This window comes from Pseudomonas sp. W3I7 (assembly GCF_030816095.1).
GTDB classification, from domain to species: Bacteria; Pseudomonadota; Gammaproteobacteria; order Pseudomonadales; family Pseudomonadaceae; genus Aquipseudomonas; species Aquipseudomonas salomonii.
The window spans coordinates 935,039-950,840 of sequence record NZ_JAUSXP010000001.1 but is presented as its reverse complement, the minus strand read 5'-3'; the positions used below and the strand labels follow the sequence as shown (position 1 = coordinate 950,840).

Genomic DNA, 15,802 nt, shown 5'->3' with positions numbered 1-15,802 from the left:
CGGTAACGCTTTGCCCTGGCACAGTTTTTTTGTACCTCCCAAAAGGTGTTTCAGCGGGGCGTCAAGCCCGAACCAAACGACGTAAAAAGCCCGTGCTTATGCGGTTTTTACACGGCCGTAACGTTTTTCACGAAAAAATGACATTCGGTTACCGCTTTGTGCACGCATGTTGCATTCACACCCGTATCGTCGGCAACGGCACCCGTTTGGATACGGGTGTTACGCGATAAGAACAGTAGCGTTCAGGTGCATTTCAAGGATGAGTTCAAACTTCGCAAGGGGTAGGAATACTGCACTTTAGTTGTCAGCCTGGTGACACTCGGGCTGTGAATTTGCGACAGGGAAATAGCAATTTACGACAGCCTCGTAAAGAAGCTGAAAGGATAGATGAGTAAGTATCGTCAATAGGGTCTGCGTGATATAACTTTGCGCCGACACAAAAAAGAAAGAGCCGCCCAGATAAAAATACAGGTGGGACGGCAGTACTCTTCCTAAAACCAAAGGAGCAAATCACGATGCGCGTGATGAAGTGGAGCATGATCGCCCTGGCTGTTTCAGCAGGCACCTCGCAGTTCGCAATGGCGTCCGCCCAGGACGATTCCAAGGGCTTTGTTGAAGACAGCACGTTCAGCATCAACACTCGCCTCCTGAACTTCGGTCGCGACTTCCGTAACAACGACACCGGCAAAAGCCGCGTCAACGAAACCGGCCTGGGCTTCAACGGTCTGTTCCAATCTGGCTACACCCAAGGCACCATCGGTGTCGGTGTTGACGTGATCGGCCTGCTGGGCGTGAAACTGGACAGCGGCAAGGGTCGCTCGGGCACTGGCCTGTTCCCTACCGGTGCCGACGGTCGCTCGCAAGACGACTACTCCAAAGGCGGCGGCGCCGTTAAATTCCGCATCTCCGACACCGTGCTTAAAGTCGGCGACCAGTACACCACCGCGCCGGTATTCGCTTCCGACGACAGCCGCTTGCTGCCAGAGCTGCCGCAAGGTGTCTCGATCACCAGCAACGAGATCAAGGGTCTGAAACTCGAAGGCGGTCACTTCACCTCGAGCGTGGCACAAGCACAGACATACCGTGACAGCCTGGGCCTGACCAAAACCGACTTTATCGGTGGTGTCTATGCCCTGACGCCGGAAGTCAGCGCCAGCCTCTACTACGCGAAGACCGAAGACTACTGGAAGAAAACCTACGCCAACCTGAACTGGACTCACGCGCTGAGCAACGAACAGTCCCTGGCCGTTGACTTCAACATCTACAGCACCAAAAGCGACGGCGCCGGCCTGCAGCGCGCAGAAAAAGACAACACCACCAAACTGGATAACCGTGCGTACAGCTTGCAAGGCGCGTACACCATCCAGGCTCACACGTTTACCCTGGCCTACCAGAAAGTCAGCGGTGACGGTGACTACGGCTACGGCGTAGACGGCGGCGGCACGATTTTCCTGGCCAACTCCATTGCCCGTTCCGACTTCAACGCTGAAGACGAAAAATCCTGGCAAGCTCGCTACGACCTGAACATGGCCACTTTCGGCGTGCCAGGCCTGAGCTTCATGACTCGTTATGTCAGCGGTAGCGGCGCCAACACTGGCACCACTTCGAACGGCAAAGAGTGGGAACGCGACATCGAAGCCAAGTACGTGGTTCAGAGCGGCCCGGCAAAAGACCTGAGCCTGCGCGTTCGTCAAGCGACCTATCGTTCGTCTGATGGCGTGTACTACGGTTCGGCATCGATCGACGAACTGCGTCTGATCGCGCAATACCCGCTGAACATCTTGTAATTAGCTGTTTAATTACAATGATGACTTAAGGCGTAAGCCTTAACTAAAAAGCCGCTCCCCTGTTTTGCAAGGGAGCGGCTTTTTTATTTCAGGTTTATTACAGAAGAAAAATAACTAGCAAGCTAAGTAACTATGTTGGCCTTACGCATCGAACTTGACCTGTCGGCCAAGTTCGACAACCTGCCGCTTAGTTATTTGGCAAGCGGTTCTTGCATCACGCGAATAACTCGCTGTGGAAACGGAATATCAATACCCGCCGCTTTCAAACGATCACGCGCCAGTTCATTGAGCATAAACACTACATCCCAATAATCCGGGGTATTGGTCCAGCAACGCAGGGAAACAGTGATCGAACTGTCACCCAAGGTCGACACCACGGCCGCAGGCGCAGGGTCAGCCAGTACGCGTGGGTCTTTGGCCAGCTCCAGCAGCACTTCACGGGCTTTCTGCAGGTCGGCTTCGTAGTCGACACCCACGTCAAACACCACTTTGCGGGTCGGCTGACGGTTGGTGTTGGTGATGATGCCGTTGGACAGGATGCCGTTGGGCACGATCACGGTCTTGTTGTCGCCCGTACGCAGCACGGTATGGAAAATCTGGATGCTGTCGACAGTCCCCGCCGTGCCCTGGGCTTCGATCCAGTCACCAATGCGGAATGGGCGGAACAGCAGAATCAGCACGCCACCAGCGAAGTTCGCCAGGCTGCCCTGCAACGCCAAACCGATGGCCAGGGTAGCGGCACCGATCGCGGCGACAAACGAGGTGGTGGCCACGCCGATCATCGAGGCCACGCTGACAACCAGCATGACCTTCAGCGCAATGTTCGCAAGGCTGGTGATGAAATGCTGCAACGCCAGGTCTGCGTTACGGATGGCCAGCAAGCGCCCCACGCGGTGGGTCAATACGTTGATCAGCCACCAGCCGATGGCCAGGGTGATTACCGCCAGCAACACGCGGCTGCCGTATTCCATGATCATGGGGATCCAGGACTGCGAGGTCTTGATCAGGTGATCCATTTCAGCGTTTAAATCCATCTATCTTCTCCTGTTGCGCGGATGTGCGGCTTAATTGACTGCCTTAAAACGCAAATGAGCCCCGAAGGGCTCAAGTGTAGGCACTGTTTCCGGGGCGTGGGACGTTAAAAACGCTCACAGGTTCCCCAATGTGCCATCAGTCGCGGAAGTTATTGAACTGCAGCGGCATGTCGAAGGTCTTGGCGCGCAGGGCGGCGATGGCTTCTTGCAGGTCGTCCCGCTTCTTGCCGGTGATACGCACCTGCTCACCCTGAATGGCGGCCTGGACTTTCAACTTGGCGTCTTTGACGTGAGCGACGATCTTCTTCGCCAGCTCCTTGTCGATGCCTTCCTTGAGCACGGCTTCCTGCTTCATCAGCTTGCCGGAGGCGTAGGCGTCCTTGATTTCAAGGCATTGCGCGTCGATCTTGCGCTTGACCAACGACAGCTTGAGGATCTCGATCATCGCTTCCAGCTGGAAATCGGCTTCAGCGGTCAGGTTGACGGTCAGTTCCTTTTCCTTGAACTCGAAGCTGCCCTTGCCCTTCAAGTCATAGCGACGGTCCAGTTCCTTGACGGCGTTTTCGACGGCGTTGGTGACTTCGTGTTTGTCCAGTTCGGATACCACGTCGAACGAAGGCATGTCATTTCTCCAATATAAGGGGCGGGCTCAGTAGAGATGGAGCGCGCCCAAGCTAAAATGCCGAGGCATTATAGCGGTTCTTTCGCACCATTCATCGCAGGCGACCCTACGGAGCACAAACTGATGTCGACCACCTGGCATATTCTCGGCGCCGGCAGCCTGGGCACCCTCTGGGCCACGCGATTGTCGCGCGCGGGCCTGCCTGTGCGCCTGATAGTGCGCGACGCAGCGCGCCTGGCCAGCTATCACAAGGCGGGCGGCCTGACCCTGGTGGAACACGGCATAGAAAATACTTACCCAGTGATCGGCGAAACACCCGACGGCCCCGAGCCGATTCATCGCCTGCTGGTAGCGTGCAAAGCCTACGACGCCCAAAGCGCCATCGCACAACTGCAGCACCGGTTGGTACCGGACGCTGAATTGATCCTGCTGCAAAACGGCCTTGGCAGCCAGGATGCGGTGGCCGCGCAATTGCCCCAGGCCCGCTGTCTCTTTGCCTCCAGCACCGAAGGCGCGTTTCGTGACGGCGATTGGCGCGTGGTCTTCGCCGGCCACGGCTACACCTGGCTGGGGGACGCGCGCCATCCCACTCCCCCGCTGTGGCTGGACGACCTGCACGCCGCCGGCATTCCCCATGAGTGGAGCACCGACATCCTGACGCGTTTGTGGCGCAAGCTGGCGCTCAATTGCGCGATCAATCCGTTAACGGTGCTTTACCAATGCCGCAATGGCGGCCTGCAAGCCCACCAATACGAAGTCGCGACCTTGTGCGCCGAACTGAGCGAGTTGCTCGAATGCTGCGGCCAACCCGCCGCCGCACACGACTTGCACAGCGAGGTGGAACGGGTGATCCAGGCCACTGCGGCCAATTATTCGTCCATGTATCAGGACGTGGCCGCCAGCCGCCGCACCGAAATCAGCTACCTGCTCGGTTATGCGTGCCAGGCCGCAGCGCGCCATCAATTGGGACTGCCGCATCTGCAACAGTTGCAGGCGCGCCTGGTCGACTACTTGCACACACGCGGATTGGCCAGCGACTGAGGCACGCGCTACCCTGCCTACCTGTCTATTACCTGGAAAAAACCTGATGCCACTGCGCCAGCGTCTAGAAAACCTACCGGTAGGGCAGAAACTGCTGGCCGCCCTGCTGGTGCTGTTGACCACGGTATTGCTGGTGGCCAACCTGACGTTTATCAGCGCCGCCTATTGGATCTCCCAGGAAAGCATGGCGCCCCAGGCGCTGCAGGCCATTGGTCGATTGGTGTCCAACCCGTCGCTGGCCGCCGAAGCCCTTGAATCCCCGGCCAAGGCCGACGCCCTGCTCAATGAGCTGACCAGCTATTCGCCCTTGCGCGCCGCTGCGCTGTACGACGGCGAAGGCACCTTGCTGGCGCAGATGCAGCACGGCAACCGCCTGCACCTGCCGGAAAACTACCGGCATATCGAAGCCTGGCGCCTTACCGAGTTTCGCAGTAACCAGGTCATCACCCTGCCCCGCACCGGCCAGCCATCCGGGCATTTGCTGTTGGTGGCCAGCAGTGAGTTGCCGGTGGCGTTCTATACCGGCACATTGACCGCCAGCCTCGGCATCCTGATTTTCAGCGTATTGCTGTGGCTGGTCATCGCCCGCCAGATCAAGCGCCTGATCACCCGGCCGATCCATGAGCTGGAAGAACTGTCACGCCAGGTGACGCGCGAAGAAAACTACGCCCTGCGTGCCGGGCGCGGCAACCATGATGAAATCGGCAGCCTGGCTGAAGCCTTCAACACCATGTTGTCGCGCATCGAAGCCCGCGAGCAGCAGCTCAAACGTGCGCGGGACGACTCTCAGGCCGCCTACGACCAAGCCCAGGGCCTGGCCGAAGAAACACGCCACACCAACCGCAAGCTGGAACTGGAAGTGCAGGTGCGCAGCAAGATCGAGAAAAAGCTCACCGGTTTCCAGAACTACCTCAACAGCATCATCGACTCGATGCCGTCGGCGCTGATCGCTCTGGATGAACAACTTTACGTCACCCAATGGAACCAGGAAGCCACGGCACTTTCCGGCACGCGCCTGGATGAAGCGCTGAACCAGCCGATCTTCCTCGCCTTCCAGCCGCTCAAACCGTACCTGCCGCAGATAAAAGCCACGGTAGAACAGCACACGGTGGAGCGCATCGAGCGTGTCACCTGGATCAAGGATGACGAACCCAAGCATTACGCCCTGACCTTCTACCCGTTGATGGGCGGTGCCGGGCGCGGCGTGGTGATCCGTATCGACGACATCACCCAGCGTTTGTCCCTGGAAGAAATGATGGTGCAGTCGGAAAAAATGCTCTCAGTGGGCGGCCTGGCTGCGGGCATGGCCCATGAGATCAACAACCCGCTGGGGGCGATCCTGCATAACGTGCAGAACATCCGCCGGCGCCTGTCTCCCGACCTGCCGAAGAACCTGGAACACGCCGAACAGGCGGGTATCGAGCTGGAGACGGTCAACCATTACCTGCAAAGCCGCGAAGTCCCGCAACTGCTCGATGGCATCCAGCAAGCCGGCGCGCGGGCGGCGAAAATCGTCACCCATATGCTCAGTTTCAGCCGCCGCAGCAACCGCCAGATGGCGCCTTGCGATTTGCCGGCACTGATCGACCAGGCCGTGGAAATTGCCGGTAACGACTTCGACCTGACCATCGGCTTCGACTTCAAGGGCCAGGCGATCATCCGCCAGTTCGACCCCCAACTGGGCCCGGTGCCCGGCACCGCCAACGAGCTGGAACAGGTGCTGCTCAACCTGCTGAAAAACGCCGCGCAAGCCATTCACCTGCGTGAAGACGACAGCGAGCCGGGGCGCATTATCCTGCGCACCCGCCTCAACCCGCCGTGGGCGGAAATCCAGGTGGAAGACAACGGCATCGGCATGAGCGAAAACGTGCGCAAACGCACCTTCGAGCCGTTCTTTACCACCAAGGAAATCGGCCAAGGCACCGGGCTTGGGCTGTCGGTGTCGTACTTCATCATTACCAACAACCATAAAGGCCAGATGGAAGTGCATTCCACCCTCGGCCAGGGCACCTGTTTTACCCTGCGCCTGCCGCTGGCCGGCAGCCAGATGCCACCCTATGAACTGACTCAACTGGAGCAATGACCATGGGCTTTCGCCTGTCGAAGATCTACACCCGCACCGGCGACAAGGGCGAGACCGGCCTGGGTGACGGCCGTCGCGTACCCAAGGACCACCCTCGCGTGGAGGCGATTGGCGAGGTGGATACGCTCAACAGCCAGTTGGGTTTGTTGCTGGCCAACCTTGAAGAACAGAGCGGCAAGCACCCGCAGCTCAACGAGGTGATTGAGGTGCTTACGCCGTGCCAGCACCGCTTGTTCGATTTGGGCGGTGAGTTGGCGATGCCCGTGTACACAGCGGTTGAATGCCGCAGAAGTCGACCGGCTGGAAGCGGCGATTGACCGTTGGAACGAGGAAGTCGGGCCGCTGGAGAACTTCATCCTGCCCGGTGGTTCAGCGCTGATTGCCCAGGCCCATGTGTGCCGCAGCCTGGCGCGCAGTGCCGAGCGACGGTGTCAGCAGTTGAATGCGATGGAGCCGTTGGAAGGCGTGGGGCTTGCGTACATCAATCGGTTGTCGGATGTGTTGTTTGTGGCGGCGCGGGTAATTGCCAAGCGCCAGGGTGTAGCGGAAGTGTTGTGGCAGGCGGCGGCGAAGCCCCACTGATGATTATTGGCTTGCCTGCGATGAGGCCGTCAAGGTTTCATCAAACCTCAGGCCAGAACGCGCGAATGCCTGCCACACCTTGAGCCCCGGCTTCCCAAGCCTGTTCCCGCTCAGCCGGCCCAACCCCGCCCAACAGAAACACCGGTTTGCTGAACCCACGGATCAACGCTGCCGCCTGTTCCCAACCCAAAGGCTGGGCATCGGGATGAGTCTGGGTCGGCTGCACCGGCGACAGCGTGACAAAATCCACGTCCATCATCTCTGCCAATGCCAGCTCTTCGGCGTTGTGGCAAGAAGCCGCCAACCAGCGATCCCTCGGCAGCGGTCGGCCTTTGCTCGCATACTTACGCAGCTGCGCCGAGGTCATGTGCCAGCCGGCGGCTGGGAAATCCCCGAGCCATTCGAACGGCCCTTTAAGCATCAGTTGCGCCTTGCCGGCACACAGGCCCACCGCGTCCACCGCCAGGTCACGGTATTTAGGGTCGTAACCGTTGGGCGCACGCAGTTGAATCAGCTTGATGCCACCGGCAATGGCTTTTTGAATGCCCCGCAGCAGCGTTGGCGCTTCCAACTCACCCGGGGTAATCAGGTATTCAGCGGGCAAACGGGCAGCTGCAACAATCGGTGAATTCGCCGCCGGAAACTCATAGTTGAGCAAGTCCCGCGGCGCCACCCATTCCAACGGCTGCCCTTCGGCACCGTGGGGCTCGCCGGTAAAGGCCGAGACTTCCCAGACATCCAGCAACACCTGCTTGTCCGGGTAGTCATGCTGCACCTTGATCAGCGGGCGCGCCGTGGTGACCTGGATGCCCAGCTCTTCCTGCAACTCGCGGGACAACGCGGCAACAACCGACTCATCCGCCTCAACCTTGCCGCCGGGAAACTCCCAGAGGCCGCCTTGATGCTGGGTGTCGGCACGGCGTGCCAGCAGGATCCTGCCGTCGACGCCACGGATCACCGCTGCTGCTACATGCACTCGTTTCACCACGCTTTCCTCTTGGCTGTCAGGTGCGGTATTCCGCGTTGATCTTCACGTACTCGTGGGACAGGTCGGTGGTCCAGATGGTTTCGCTGCACTCGCCGCGCCCCAGCTCGATGCGGATGGTGATTTCTTCCTGCTGCATCACTGCCGAGCCCTGGGCTTCGGTGTAGGTTTCGGCGCGGGCGCCACGGCTGGCAATGCACACGTCGCCGAGGAAGACGTCGATTTTGCTGACGTCCAGATCCGGCACACCGGCACGGCCGACGGCGGCGAGGATGCGGCCCCAGTTCGGGTCGGAAGCAAACAGTGCAGTCTTGATCAGCGGCGAGTGAGCGACGGTGTAACCGACATCCAGGCATTCCTGGTGATGAGCGCCGCCGTTGACTTCAACAGTGACGAACTTGGTTGCGCCTTCACCGTCACGCACGATGGCCTGGGCCACGTCCATGCACACTTCGAACACCGCCTGCTTCAATGCGGCAAACAGCGCGCCCTCGGTGGAGGTGATTTCCGGCAGGTTGGCCTGGCCGGTGGCGATCAGCATGCAGCAGTCGTTGGTCGAGGTATCGCCATCGATGGTGATGCGGTTGAACGACTTGTTGGCGCCGTCGAGCATCAGGCGCTGCAGCACGTCGCGGGAGACTTTGGCGTCGGTGGCAATGTAGCCGAGCATGGTGGCCATGTTCGGGCGGATCATGCCCGCGCCCTTGCTGATGCCGGTCACGGTGACGGTCACGCCGTCGTGCACGAACTGGCGGCTCGCGCCTTTTGGCAGAGTGTCGGTGGTCATGATGCCGGTGGCCGCAGCCGCCCAGTTATCCACAGACAGGTCATCCAGTGCGGCTTGCAGCGCGCCTTCGATTTTTTCCACCGGCAGCGGCTCACCGATCACGCCGGTGGAGTACGGCAGCACTTGGCTGGCATCCACGCCGGTCAACTGGGCCAGCTTGGCGCAGGTGCGCGCAGCGGCAACCAGGCCTGGCTCGCCGGTACCGGCGTTGGCATTGCCGGTGTTGGTCAGCAGGTAACGGATCGAACCTGCAACGCGTTGCTTGGCCAGGATGACCGGTGCGGCGCAAAACGCGTTGAGCGTGAACACGCCCGCAACCGTCGAGCCTTCGGCACAGCGCATCACCACTACATCTTTGCGCCCCGGGCGCTTGATGCCGGCCGAAGCGATACCGAGTTCAAAACCGGCGACCGGGTGCAAAGTGGGCAAAGGACCAAGACCAACAGCCATGAATGCGCTCCTTAAAGAATAGGTGATGTCTGTACCGTCGCGATCAACGGTGAAATTAATGGCAAAACGCCGCGACGGCAAAGGCCGGTCGCGGCGCAGGGTGTTGCAGCGTCAGGCAAAAATCTTAGTTGATTTCGCCGTGGCAGTGTTTGAACTTCTTGCCCGAACCGCACCAGCACAGCTCGTTGCGGCCCAGCTTCTGGTCATTGCGGACCGGGGTTTGAGCCAAGGCCACATCAACCTCTTCGCCCAAGGCTTCCGGCGCTTCCAGACCCGGTGCTTCGTCATGCTGGAACTGCATGCGCGCAGCCAGTGCCTCGGCTTCCTGACGCAGGCGGGCTTCTTCCTCGATCGGGTCTTCGCGACGCACCTGAACGTGGGAGAGCACGCGAATCGAATCGCGCTTGATCGAATCCAGCAGCTCGGAGAACAGCGTGAACGACTCGCGCTTGTACTCCTGCTTCGGGTTCTTCTGGGCGTAGCCACGCAGGTGGATACCGTGACGCAGGTGGTCCATGGTCGACAGGTGGTCTTTCCACAGGTCATCCAGCACGCGCAGTACGATTTGTTTCTCGAAGGTGCGCAGTGCTTCGGCACTCGCCTGCTCTTCTTTCTCGTTGTACGCGGCCAGCAGCTCGGTCATCAGCTTCTCGCGCAGGGTTTCTTCGTACAGGTGGTCGTCTTCGTCCAGCCACTGCTGAACCGGCAAGTCCACACCGAAGTCGCTCTTCAACGCGGCTTCCAGGCCGGCAACATCCCACTGCTCAGGCAGGGACTGTGGCGGGATGTGGGCGCTGACGGTGGCATTGAGCACGTCCTGACGGAAGTCAGCGATGGTTTCGCCAATGTTGTCGGCGGCCAGCAACGTGTTACGCATGTGATAAATCACTTTACGCTGTTCGTTGTTGACGTCATCGAACTCAAGCAGTTGCTTGCGAATGTCGAAGTTGCGGCCTTCAACCTTGCGCTGGGCCTTCTCGATGGCGTTGGTCACCATGCGATGCTCGATCGCTTCACCGGACTGCATGCCCAGGGCTTTCATGAAGTTCTTCACCCGATCCGAGGCGAAGATACGCATCAGGCTGTCTTCCAGCGACAGGTAGAAGCGGCTCGAACCGGCGTCACCCTGACGACCGGCACGACCACGCAGCTGGTTGTCGATACGGCGCGACTCGTGACGCTCGGAGGCGATTACCTGCAAACCACCGGACTCCAGCACCGCCTGATGGCGTTTCTGCCAGTCAGCCTTGATCTGGGCGATCTGCTCAGGGCTTGGGTTTTCCAGTGCTGCGACTTCCACTTCCCAGTTGCCGCCCAACAGGATGTCGGTACCACGACCGGCCATGTTGGTGGCGATGGTCAGTGCGCCTGGGCGACCGGCCTGGGCGATGATCTCGGCTTCTTTTTCGTGGAACTTGGCGTTGAGAACCTTGTGCTCGATGCCTTCCTTGTTGAGCAGGTTGGACACGTGCTCGGAAGTTTCGATGGTGGCAGTACCCACCAGGATCGGACGGCCCTGGGCCATGCCGTCCTTGATGTCGTTGATGATTGCCGCGTACTTCTCTTCGGCCGTCAGGAACACCAGGTCGTTGAAATCTTTACGCGCCAGCGGCTTGTTCGGTGGGATCACCATCACGGCCAGGTTGTAGATCTGGTGGAACTCGAACGCTTCGGTGTCGGCTGTACCGGTCATGCCGGACAGTTTGTTGTACAGACGGAAGTAGTTCTGGAAGGTGGTGGAGGCCAACGTCTGGCTTTCGGCCTGGATGTTGAGCATTTCCTTGGCTTCGATGGCCTGGTGCAGGCCTTCGGACAGACGGCGACCCGGCATGGTACGGCCGGTGTGTTCGTCAACCAGTACGACCTGGCCGTCCTGGACGATGTATTCGACGTTGCGATGGAACAGCTTGTGGGCGCGCAGGCCAGCATACACATGGGTCAACAGGCCCAGGTTGTGCGCCGAGTAGAGGCTTTCGCCCTCGGCCAGCTCGCCGATCTGGGTCAGCATCTCTTCGACAAACTGGTGGCCGGCTTCGTTGAGTTCGACCTGGCGGGTCTTCTCGTCGATGGTGAAGTGACCTTCTTTGGTCACCACGCCTTCCACTTCCTCAACGTGCTGCACCAGGCGCGGGATCAACTTGTTGATCTCGGTGTACAGGCGCGAGCTGTCTTCGGCCTGGCCGGAGATGATCAGCGGGGTACGGGCTTCGTCGATGAGGATGGAGTCGACTTCGTCGATCACGGCAAAGTTGAGTTCGCGCTGGAATTTTTCTTCCATGCTGAACGCCATGTTGTCGCGCAGGTAGTCGAAACCGAATTCGTTGTTGGTGCCGTAGGTGATGTCACACGCGTAAGCGGCGCGCTTTTCTTCCGGCGGCTGGAACGGCGTGACTACGCCGACGGTCAGGCCGAGGTATTCATACAGCGGGCGCATCCAGTTGGCGTCCCGGCGGGCCAGGTAGTCGTTCACCGTCACAACGTGCACGCCCTTGCCGGACAGTGCGTTGAGGTAAACGCCCAGGGTTGCCACCAGGGTCTTGCCTTCACCTGTACGCATTTCGGCAATCATGCCTTCATGCAAGGTCATACCGCCGATCAATTGCACGTCGAAGTGGCGCATGCCCATGACACGCTTACCGGCTTCACGGGCGACCGCAAAGGCTTCAGGCAACAGCTTGTCGAGGGTTTCACCTTTGGCTATGCGGGCCTTGAACTCTTGGGTCTTGGCGCGCAATTGCTCGTCCGACAGGGCAACCATCTGCTCTTCGAAGGCATTGACCAGCTGCACCGTCTTGAGCATGCGTTTGACTTCGCGCTCATTCTTGCTTCCAAAAAGTTTCTTTAACAAAGGCGCAAACATATCGGCAGGTTCTTCCACACATAGGGATGGAGGGCGCACCGTGAGTGGCCCGAGCAGCCCTCACGGCCGCATGCGAACGCGCATTCTACCCGGAATCGTGGGTGAGGAAAGTGGCGTTATTCCCCGATGCTGGCATGGCGCTGTGAGAGGGCCTGTTTAAAATAAGGGCTTTTGCTGGAACTTCAACCCATCAAGCGCAGAAGTTACCTATTGATTTTACTCGCATTGCCCTGCTATCGCTTTGCCTGGGGCCGCACAGGCGCTTTCTGCTAAGATGGCGGCTCTGTTACTTAAGGTGTCTAAACATGGCGTTTCGCCCACTTACAGCCCGCGCGCCCAGCGTGTTGCTCCGCGAAGCCAAACCGTTGAAAGCCATCTTCGGCCACGCGCAACGCTTGGGCCATTTGCAACGCCTTGTAGAAAGCCAGCTGCAACCTGCCGCCCGCGAACATTGTCATGTGGCGTCGTGGCGCGAAGGCAATTTACTGTTAATTGTCACCGACGGGCATTGGGCCACCCGCCTGCGCTACCAGCAAAAACGCTTGCAGCGGCAATTAATGGCATTTGATGAGTTTGCCAGCCTGACCCGCATCCAGTTCAAGGTGCAGCCGCCCACCGTGCAGCAAGGCGCGGTGGGGCACACCATGGACCTGTCGCAGAACGCGGCCGAAACCATTCAAGCCACGGCCGACGGCATCAGCGATCCGGGCTTGCGCGCAGCGTTGGAGCGGTTGGCCGCCCACGCCAGGCCCAAGCCCTGAACCGCTACTTGCGTTTACTGCCGCCCAGCAACGAGCCCAACAACCCGCGCACCAACTGCCGCCCCATTTGATTGGCCGCCTGTTGCATGGCGGATTTGAGCGCCTTGCCTGCGGTAGTCCCCAGGAACGCTCCGGCCTTGTCGGTAAAGCTCGGCTCTTCGCCGGACGGCTTGGCCTCCTCGGTCGGGCCAAGCTCCTTGCGCGCCATCAGCACTTCATAGGCCGACTCACGGTCAATCGGCTTGTCGTAGCGCCCCACTAAAGGCGAACTGGCGATGATCGCAGCGCGTTCAGCCACGGAAAGCGGCCCGATCCGCGATTGCGGCGGCGCCACCAGTACGCGCTGGACCACTTCCGGCGTGCCCTTTTCCTGCAACGCCCCCACCAGCGCCTCACCAGTACCCAACTCGGTCAGCACCGACAGGGTATCGAACGCCGGGTTGGGGCGAAAACCGTCCGCCACCGCACGCAGGGATTTCTGCTCTTTGGTGGTGAACGCCCGCAAGCCATGCTGGATACGCAGGCCCAGTTGCGCCAATACCGTGTCAGGCAAATCCCCTGGGGATTGAGTGACAAAGTACACACCCACGCCTTTGGAGCGAATCAACCGCACCACTTGCTCCAGGCGATCCTGCAATGCCTTGGGCGTATCGGCGAACAACAAATGCGCCTCGTCGAAAAACAGCGCCAGCAACGGTTTATCGGCATCGCCACGCTCCGGCAGTTGCTCGAACAACTCGGCCAACAGCCACAGCAGGAAGGTCGCATAGACCTTGGGCGCCTCATGCACCAGACGGCTCGCGTCCAACAGGTGAATGCGCCCGCGACCATCGCCGGCAGGCTGCAAGATATCTTCAAGCTGCAGGGCCGGCTCGCCGAACAAGGCTTCGGCGCCCTGCTGCTCGAGCACCGCCAAACGCCGCAACAGCGCCTGGCTGGAACCGGTGGTCATCAGCGCCGCGTCGTCGCCCAGCAGTTCCGGGTGATAACGCAAGTGGTTGAGCAACGCTTTGAGGTCTTTGAGGTCTAGCAACAGCAGGCCTTCGCGGTCGGCCACCTTGAAAGTCGCATAGAGTGCCGATTGCTGGCTGTCGGTGAGCTCCAGCAGGCTGCCAAGCAGCAACGGCCCCATTTCGCTGATGGTGGTGCGAAGCGGATGACCGGACTGCCCGTGGATATCCCACAGCGTTACCGGATAAGCCTTAGCCGTGTAATTGAGGAAAGGCATGCCCGCAATGCGCTCGGCCACCTTGCCTTGAGGGTTGGCCGCAGCGCCAAGGCCGCACAAGTCACCTTTGATATCAGCGGCAAACACGGCCACCCCCGCGTCGCTGAAGGCTTCCGCCAAGCGCTGCAACGTGACGGTTTTACCTGTACCGGTGGCGCCGGCAATCAACCCGTGACGGTTGGCCAGGCGCATGGCCTGAGCGATGGGCTGGCCGTCCAGGCCGGCGCCGATAAGGAGTTGCGAGGAATCAGGCATTTCGTCACCTTTGGTTAATCTTTAGTACCGTCAGGTCGATACAGACAGAGGTAAGACCCACAAAGTCTAAAAATAGGTCAGATAGTTCTCACAGGGACCACCGGAATTATCACAAGCAGTATCACACCTTTTTTGACACTGTCATTTTGCGCATCCTACGAGGACGCGCTTCGGATATTAAGACCTTAGCGGACCCTACAAGCCATGAATAAAAACCTGCGCTTCAGCCACAAAATCCTGCTTGCAGCCTCCCTTATCGTCATCGCCGCTTTTGCACTGTTTACCCTCTACAACGACTACCTGCAACGCAACGCGATTCGCGACGACCTCGATAATTACCTGCATGAAATGGGTGATGTCACCGCCAGCAACATACAAACCTGGCTCACCGGGCGGATTACCCTGGTCGAAAACGCTGCACAGAACATCGCGATCAACCCTGAACCCGCCGTAGTTGCTGGCCTGCTCGAGCAGAAAAGCCTGACCTCCTCGTTCATGGCCACCTACGTGGGCGACAGCAAAGGTGCCTTCACCATCCGCCCCGACACCAAGATGCCGGACGGTTTCGACCCTCGGGTGCGCCCTTGGTACAAAGGCGCCCAAAGCAGCAACGGCTCAACCCTCACCGAACCTTACATCGACGCAGCGACCGGGCAGTTGATCATTTCCGTGGCCACCCCCAGCGCCAAGGCCGGGCAAAGCATCGGCGTGGTCGGCGGCGACCTGAGCCTGCAAACCCTGGTGGATAACATCGGCGCGCTGAACTTCGGCGGCATGGGCTACGCGTTCCTGGTCAGCGCTGACGGCAAAGTGCTGGTGCACCCGGACAAGAACCTGGTGATGAAGACGCTGGCCGACATGTACCCGAAAAACACCCCGAAGATCAGTGGTGATTTCAGCGAAGTCGAAGCCAATGGCAAAGACAACATCGTGACTTTCACCCCCATCAAAGGTTTGCCGTCGGTGAACTGGTACCTGGGTATTTCGGTGGATAAAGATAAATCCTTCGCCATGCTCAGCAAATTTCGCACCTCGGCCGTTATCGCCACGATCATTGCGGTGGTGATCATCATCGCGCTGCTCGGCATGCTGATCCGAGTGCTGCTGCAACCCCTGCACGTGATGACCCGCGCCATGCAGGACATCGCCGATGGCGAAGGTGACCTGACCCGCCGCCTGAACATCCAGAATCACGACGAATTCGGTACGCTGGGTAATGCATTCAATCGCTTCGTGGAGCGCATTCACACCTCGATTCGCGAAGTGTCCTCGGCCACCGAGCAGGTCAATGAAGTGGCCCTGCGAGTGGTCAGCGCCTCCAACTCGT

Annotated in this window: 10 protein-coding genes and 2 pseudogenes; 6 read left to right on the top strand and 6 right to left on the bottom strand. The window is 59.5% G+C overall.

The window, feature by feature from the left end; genetic code table 11:
* Window positions 1–515: 515 nt before the first annotated feature.
* A complete protein-coding gene (locus QF043_RS04460; RefSeq protein WP_307417635.1) occupies window positions 516–1,787 on the top strand; it encodes an OprD family porin in 1,272 nt (423 codons plus the stop codon).
* 191 nt (window positions 1,788–1,978) lie between these two features.
* On the opposite strand, the gene QF043_RS04455 is transcribed toward QF043_RS04460, so the two are convergent.
* Together QF043_RS04455 and QF043_RS04450 are read right to left on the bottom strand one after the other, a co-directional pair.
* Entirely contained in the window at window positions 1,979–2,821 is an 843-nt protein-coding gene (locus QF043_RS04455) for a mechanosensitive ion channel family protein (RefSeq protein ID WP_307417634.1), read from the bottom strand.
* Window positions 2,822–2,957: 136 nt separating this feature from the next.
* Entirely contained in the window at window positions 2,958–3,443 is a 486-nt protein-coding gene (locus QF043_RS04450) for a YajQ family cyclic di-GMP-binding protein (protein ID WP_003209785.1), read from the bottom strand.
* 123 nt (window positions 3,444–3,566) lie between these two features.
* On the opposite strand from QF043_RS04450, the gene QF043_RS04445 reads away from it, so the two are divergent.
* From QF043_RS04445 to QF043_RS04435, 3 genes and pseudogenes are all read left to right on the top strand, one after another.
* Window positions 3,567–4,484 carry a putative 2-dehydropantoate 2-reductase gene (locus QF043_RS04445; RefSeq protein ID WP_307417633.1) on the top strand — a complete coding sequence of 306 codons (918 nt, stop codon included), beginning with the start codon at window positions 3,567–3,569 and terminating at the stop codon, window positions 4,482–4,484.
* A gap of 46 nt (window positions 4,485–4,530) precedes the next feature.
* Window positions 4,531–6,567, top strand: coding sequence for a PAS domain-containing sensor histidine kinase (locus QF043_RS04440; protein ID WP_307417632.1), 2,037 nt, complete (start codon window positions 4,531–4,533; stop codon window positions 6,565–6,567).
* A gap of 2 nt (window positions 6,568–6,569) precedes the next feature.
* Window positions 6,570–7,149, top strand: a pseudogene (locus tag QF043_RS04435) (cob(I)yrinic acid a,c-diamide adenosyltransferase).
* Between the two features lie 40 nt (window positions 7,150–7,189).
* On the opposite strand, the gene QF043_RS04430 reads toward QF043_RS04435, so the two are convergent.
* The 3 genes from QF043_RS04430 to secA all read right to left on the bottom strand — a co-directional run bounded on the left by QF043_RS04430 (window position 7,190) and on the right by secA (window position 12,231).
* Window positions 7,190–8,134 (bottom strand): Nudix family hydrolase, encoded by a 945-nt coding sequence (locus QF043_RS04430; protein WP_307417631.1) that lies wholly within the window; start codon window positions 8,132–8,134, stop codon window positions 7,190–7,192.
* Window positions 8,135–8,153: 19 nt separating this feature from the next.
* Window positions 8,154–9,371 (bottom strand): bifunctional glutamate N-acetyltransferase/amino-acid acetyltransferase ArgJ, encoded by a 1,218-nt coding sequence (gene argJ, locus QF043_RS04425; protein WP_307417630.1) that lies wholly within the window; start codon window positions 9,369–9,371, stop codon window positions 8,154–8,156.
* 124 nt (window positions 9,372–9,495) lie between these two features.
* Window positions 9,496–12,231: a preprotein translocase subunit SecA gene (secA, locus tag QF043_RS04420; protein ID WP_307417628.1), complete on the bottom strand. Its 2,736-nt coding sequence runs from the start codon at window positions 12,229–12,231 to the stop codon at window positions 9,496–9,498.
* Window positions 12,232–12,536: 305 nt separating this feature from the next.
* On the opposite strand from secA, the gene QF043_RS04415 reads away from it, so the two are divergent.
* On the top strand, window positions 12,537–12,992 hold the full coding sequence (locus tag QF043_RS04415; protein WP_056858560.1) for a DUF721 domain-containing protein: 456 nt from the start codon (window positions 12,537–12,539) through the stop codon (window positions 12,990–12,992).
* A 4-nt stretch (window positions 12,993–12,996) separates the two neighbouring features.
* Here QF043_RS04415 and QF043_RS04410 read toward each other — a convergent pair whose 3' ends face one another.
* Window positions 12,997–14,475 carry a helicase HerA-like domain-containing protein gene (locus QF043_RS04410; RefSeq protein WP_307417627.1) on the bottom strand — a complete coding sequence of 493 codons (1,479 nt, stop codon included), beginning with the start codon at window positions 14,473–14,475 and terminating at the stop codon, window positions 12,997–12,999.
* A gap of 204 nt (window positions 14,476–14,679) precedes the next feature.
* On the opposite strand from QF043_RS04410, the pseudogene QF043_RS30705 reads away from it, so the two are divergent.
* Window positions 14,680–15,711 (top strand): annotated as a pseudogene (locus QF043_RS30705) (cache domain-containing protein); the annotation flags it as partial.
* Window positions 15,712–15,802: the final 91 nt, after the last annotated feature.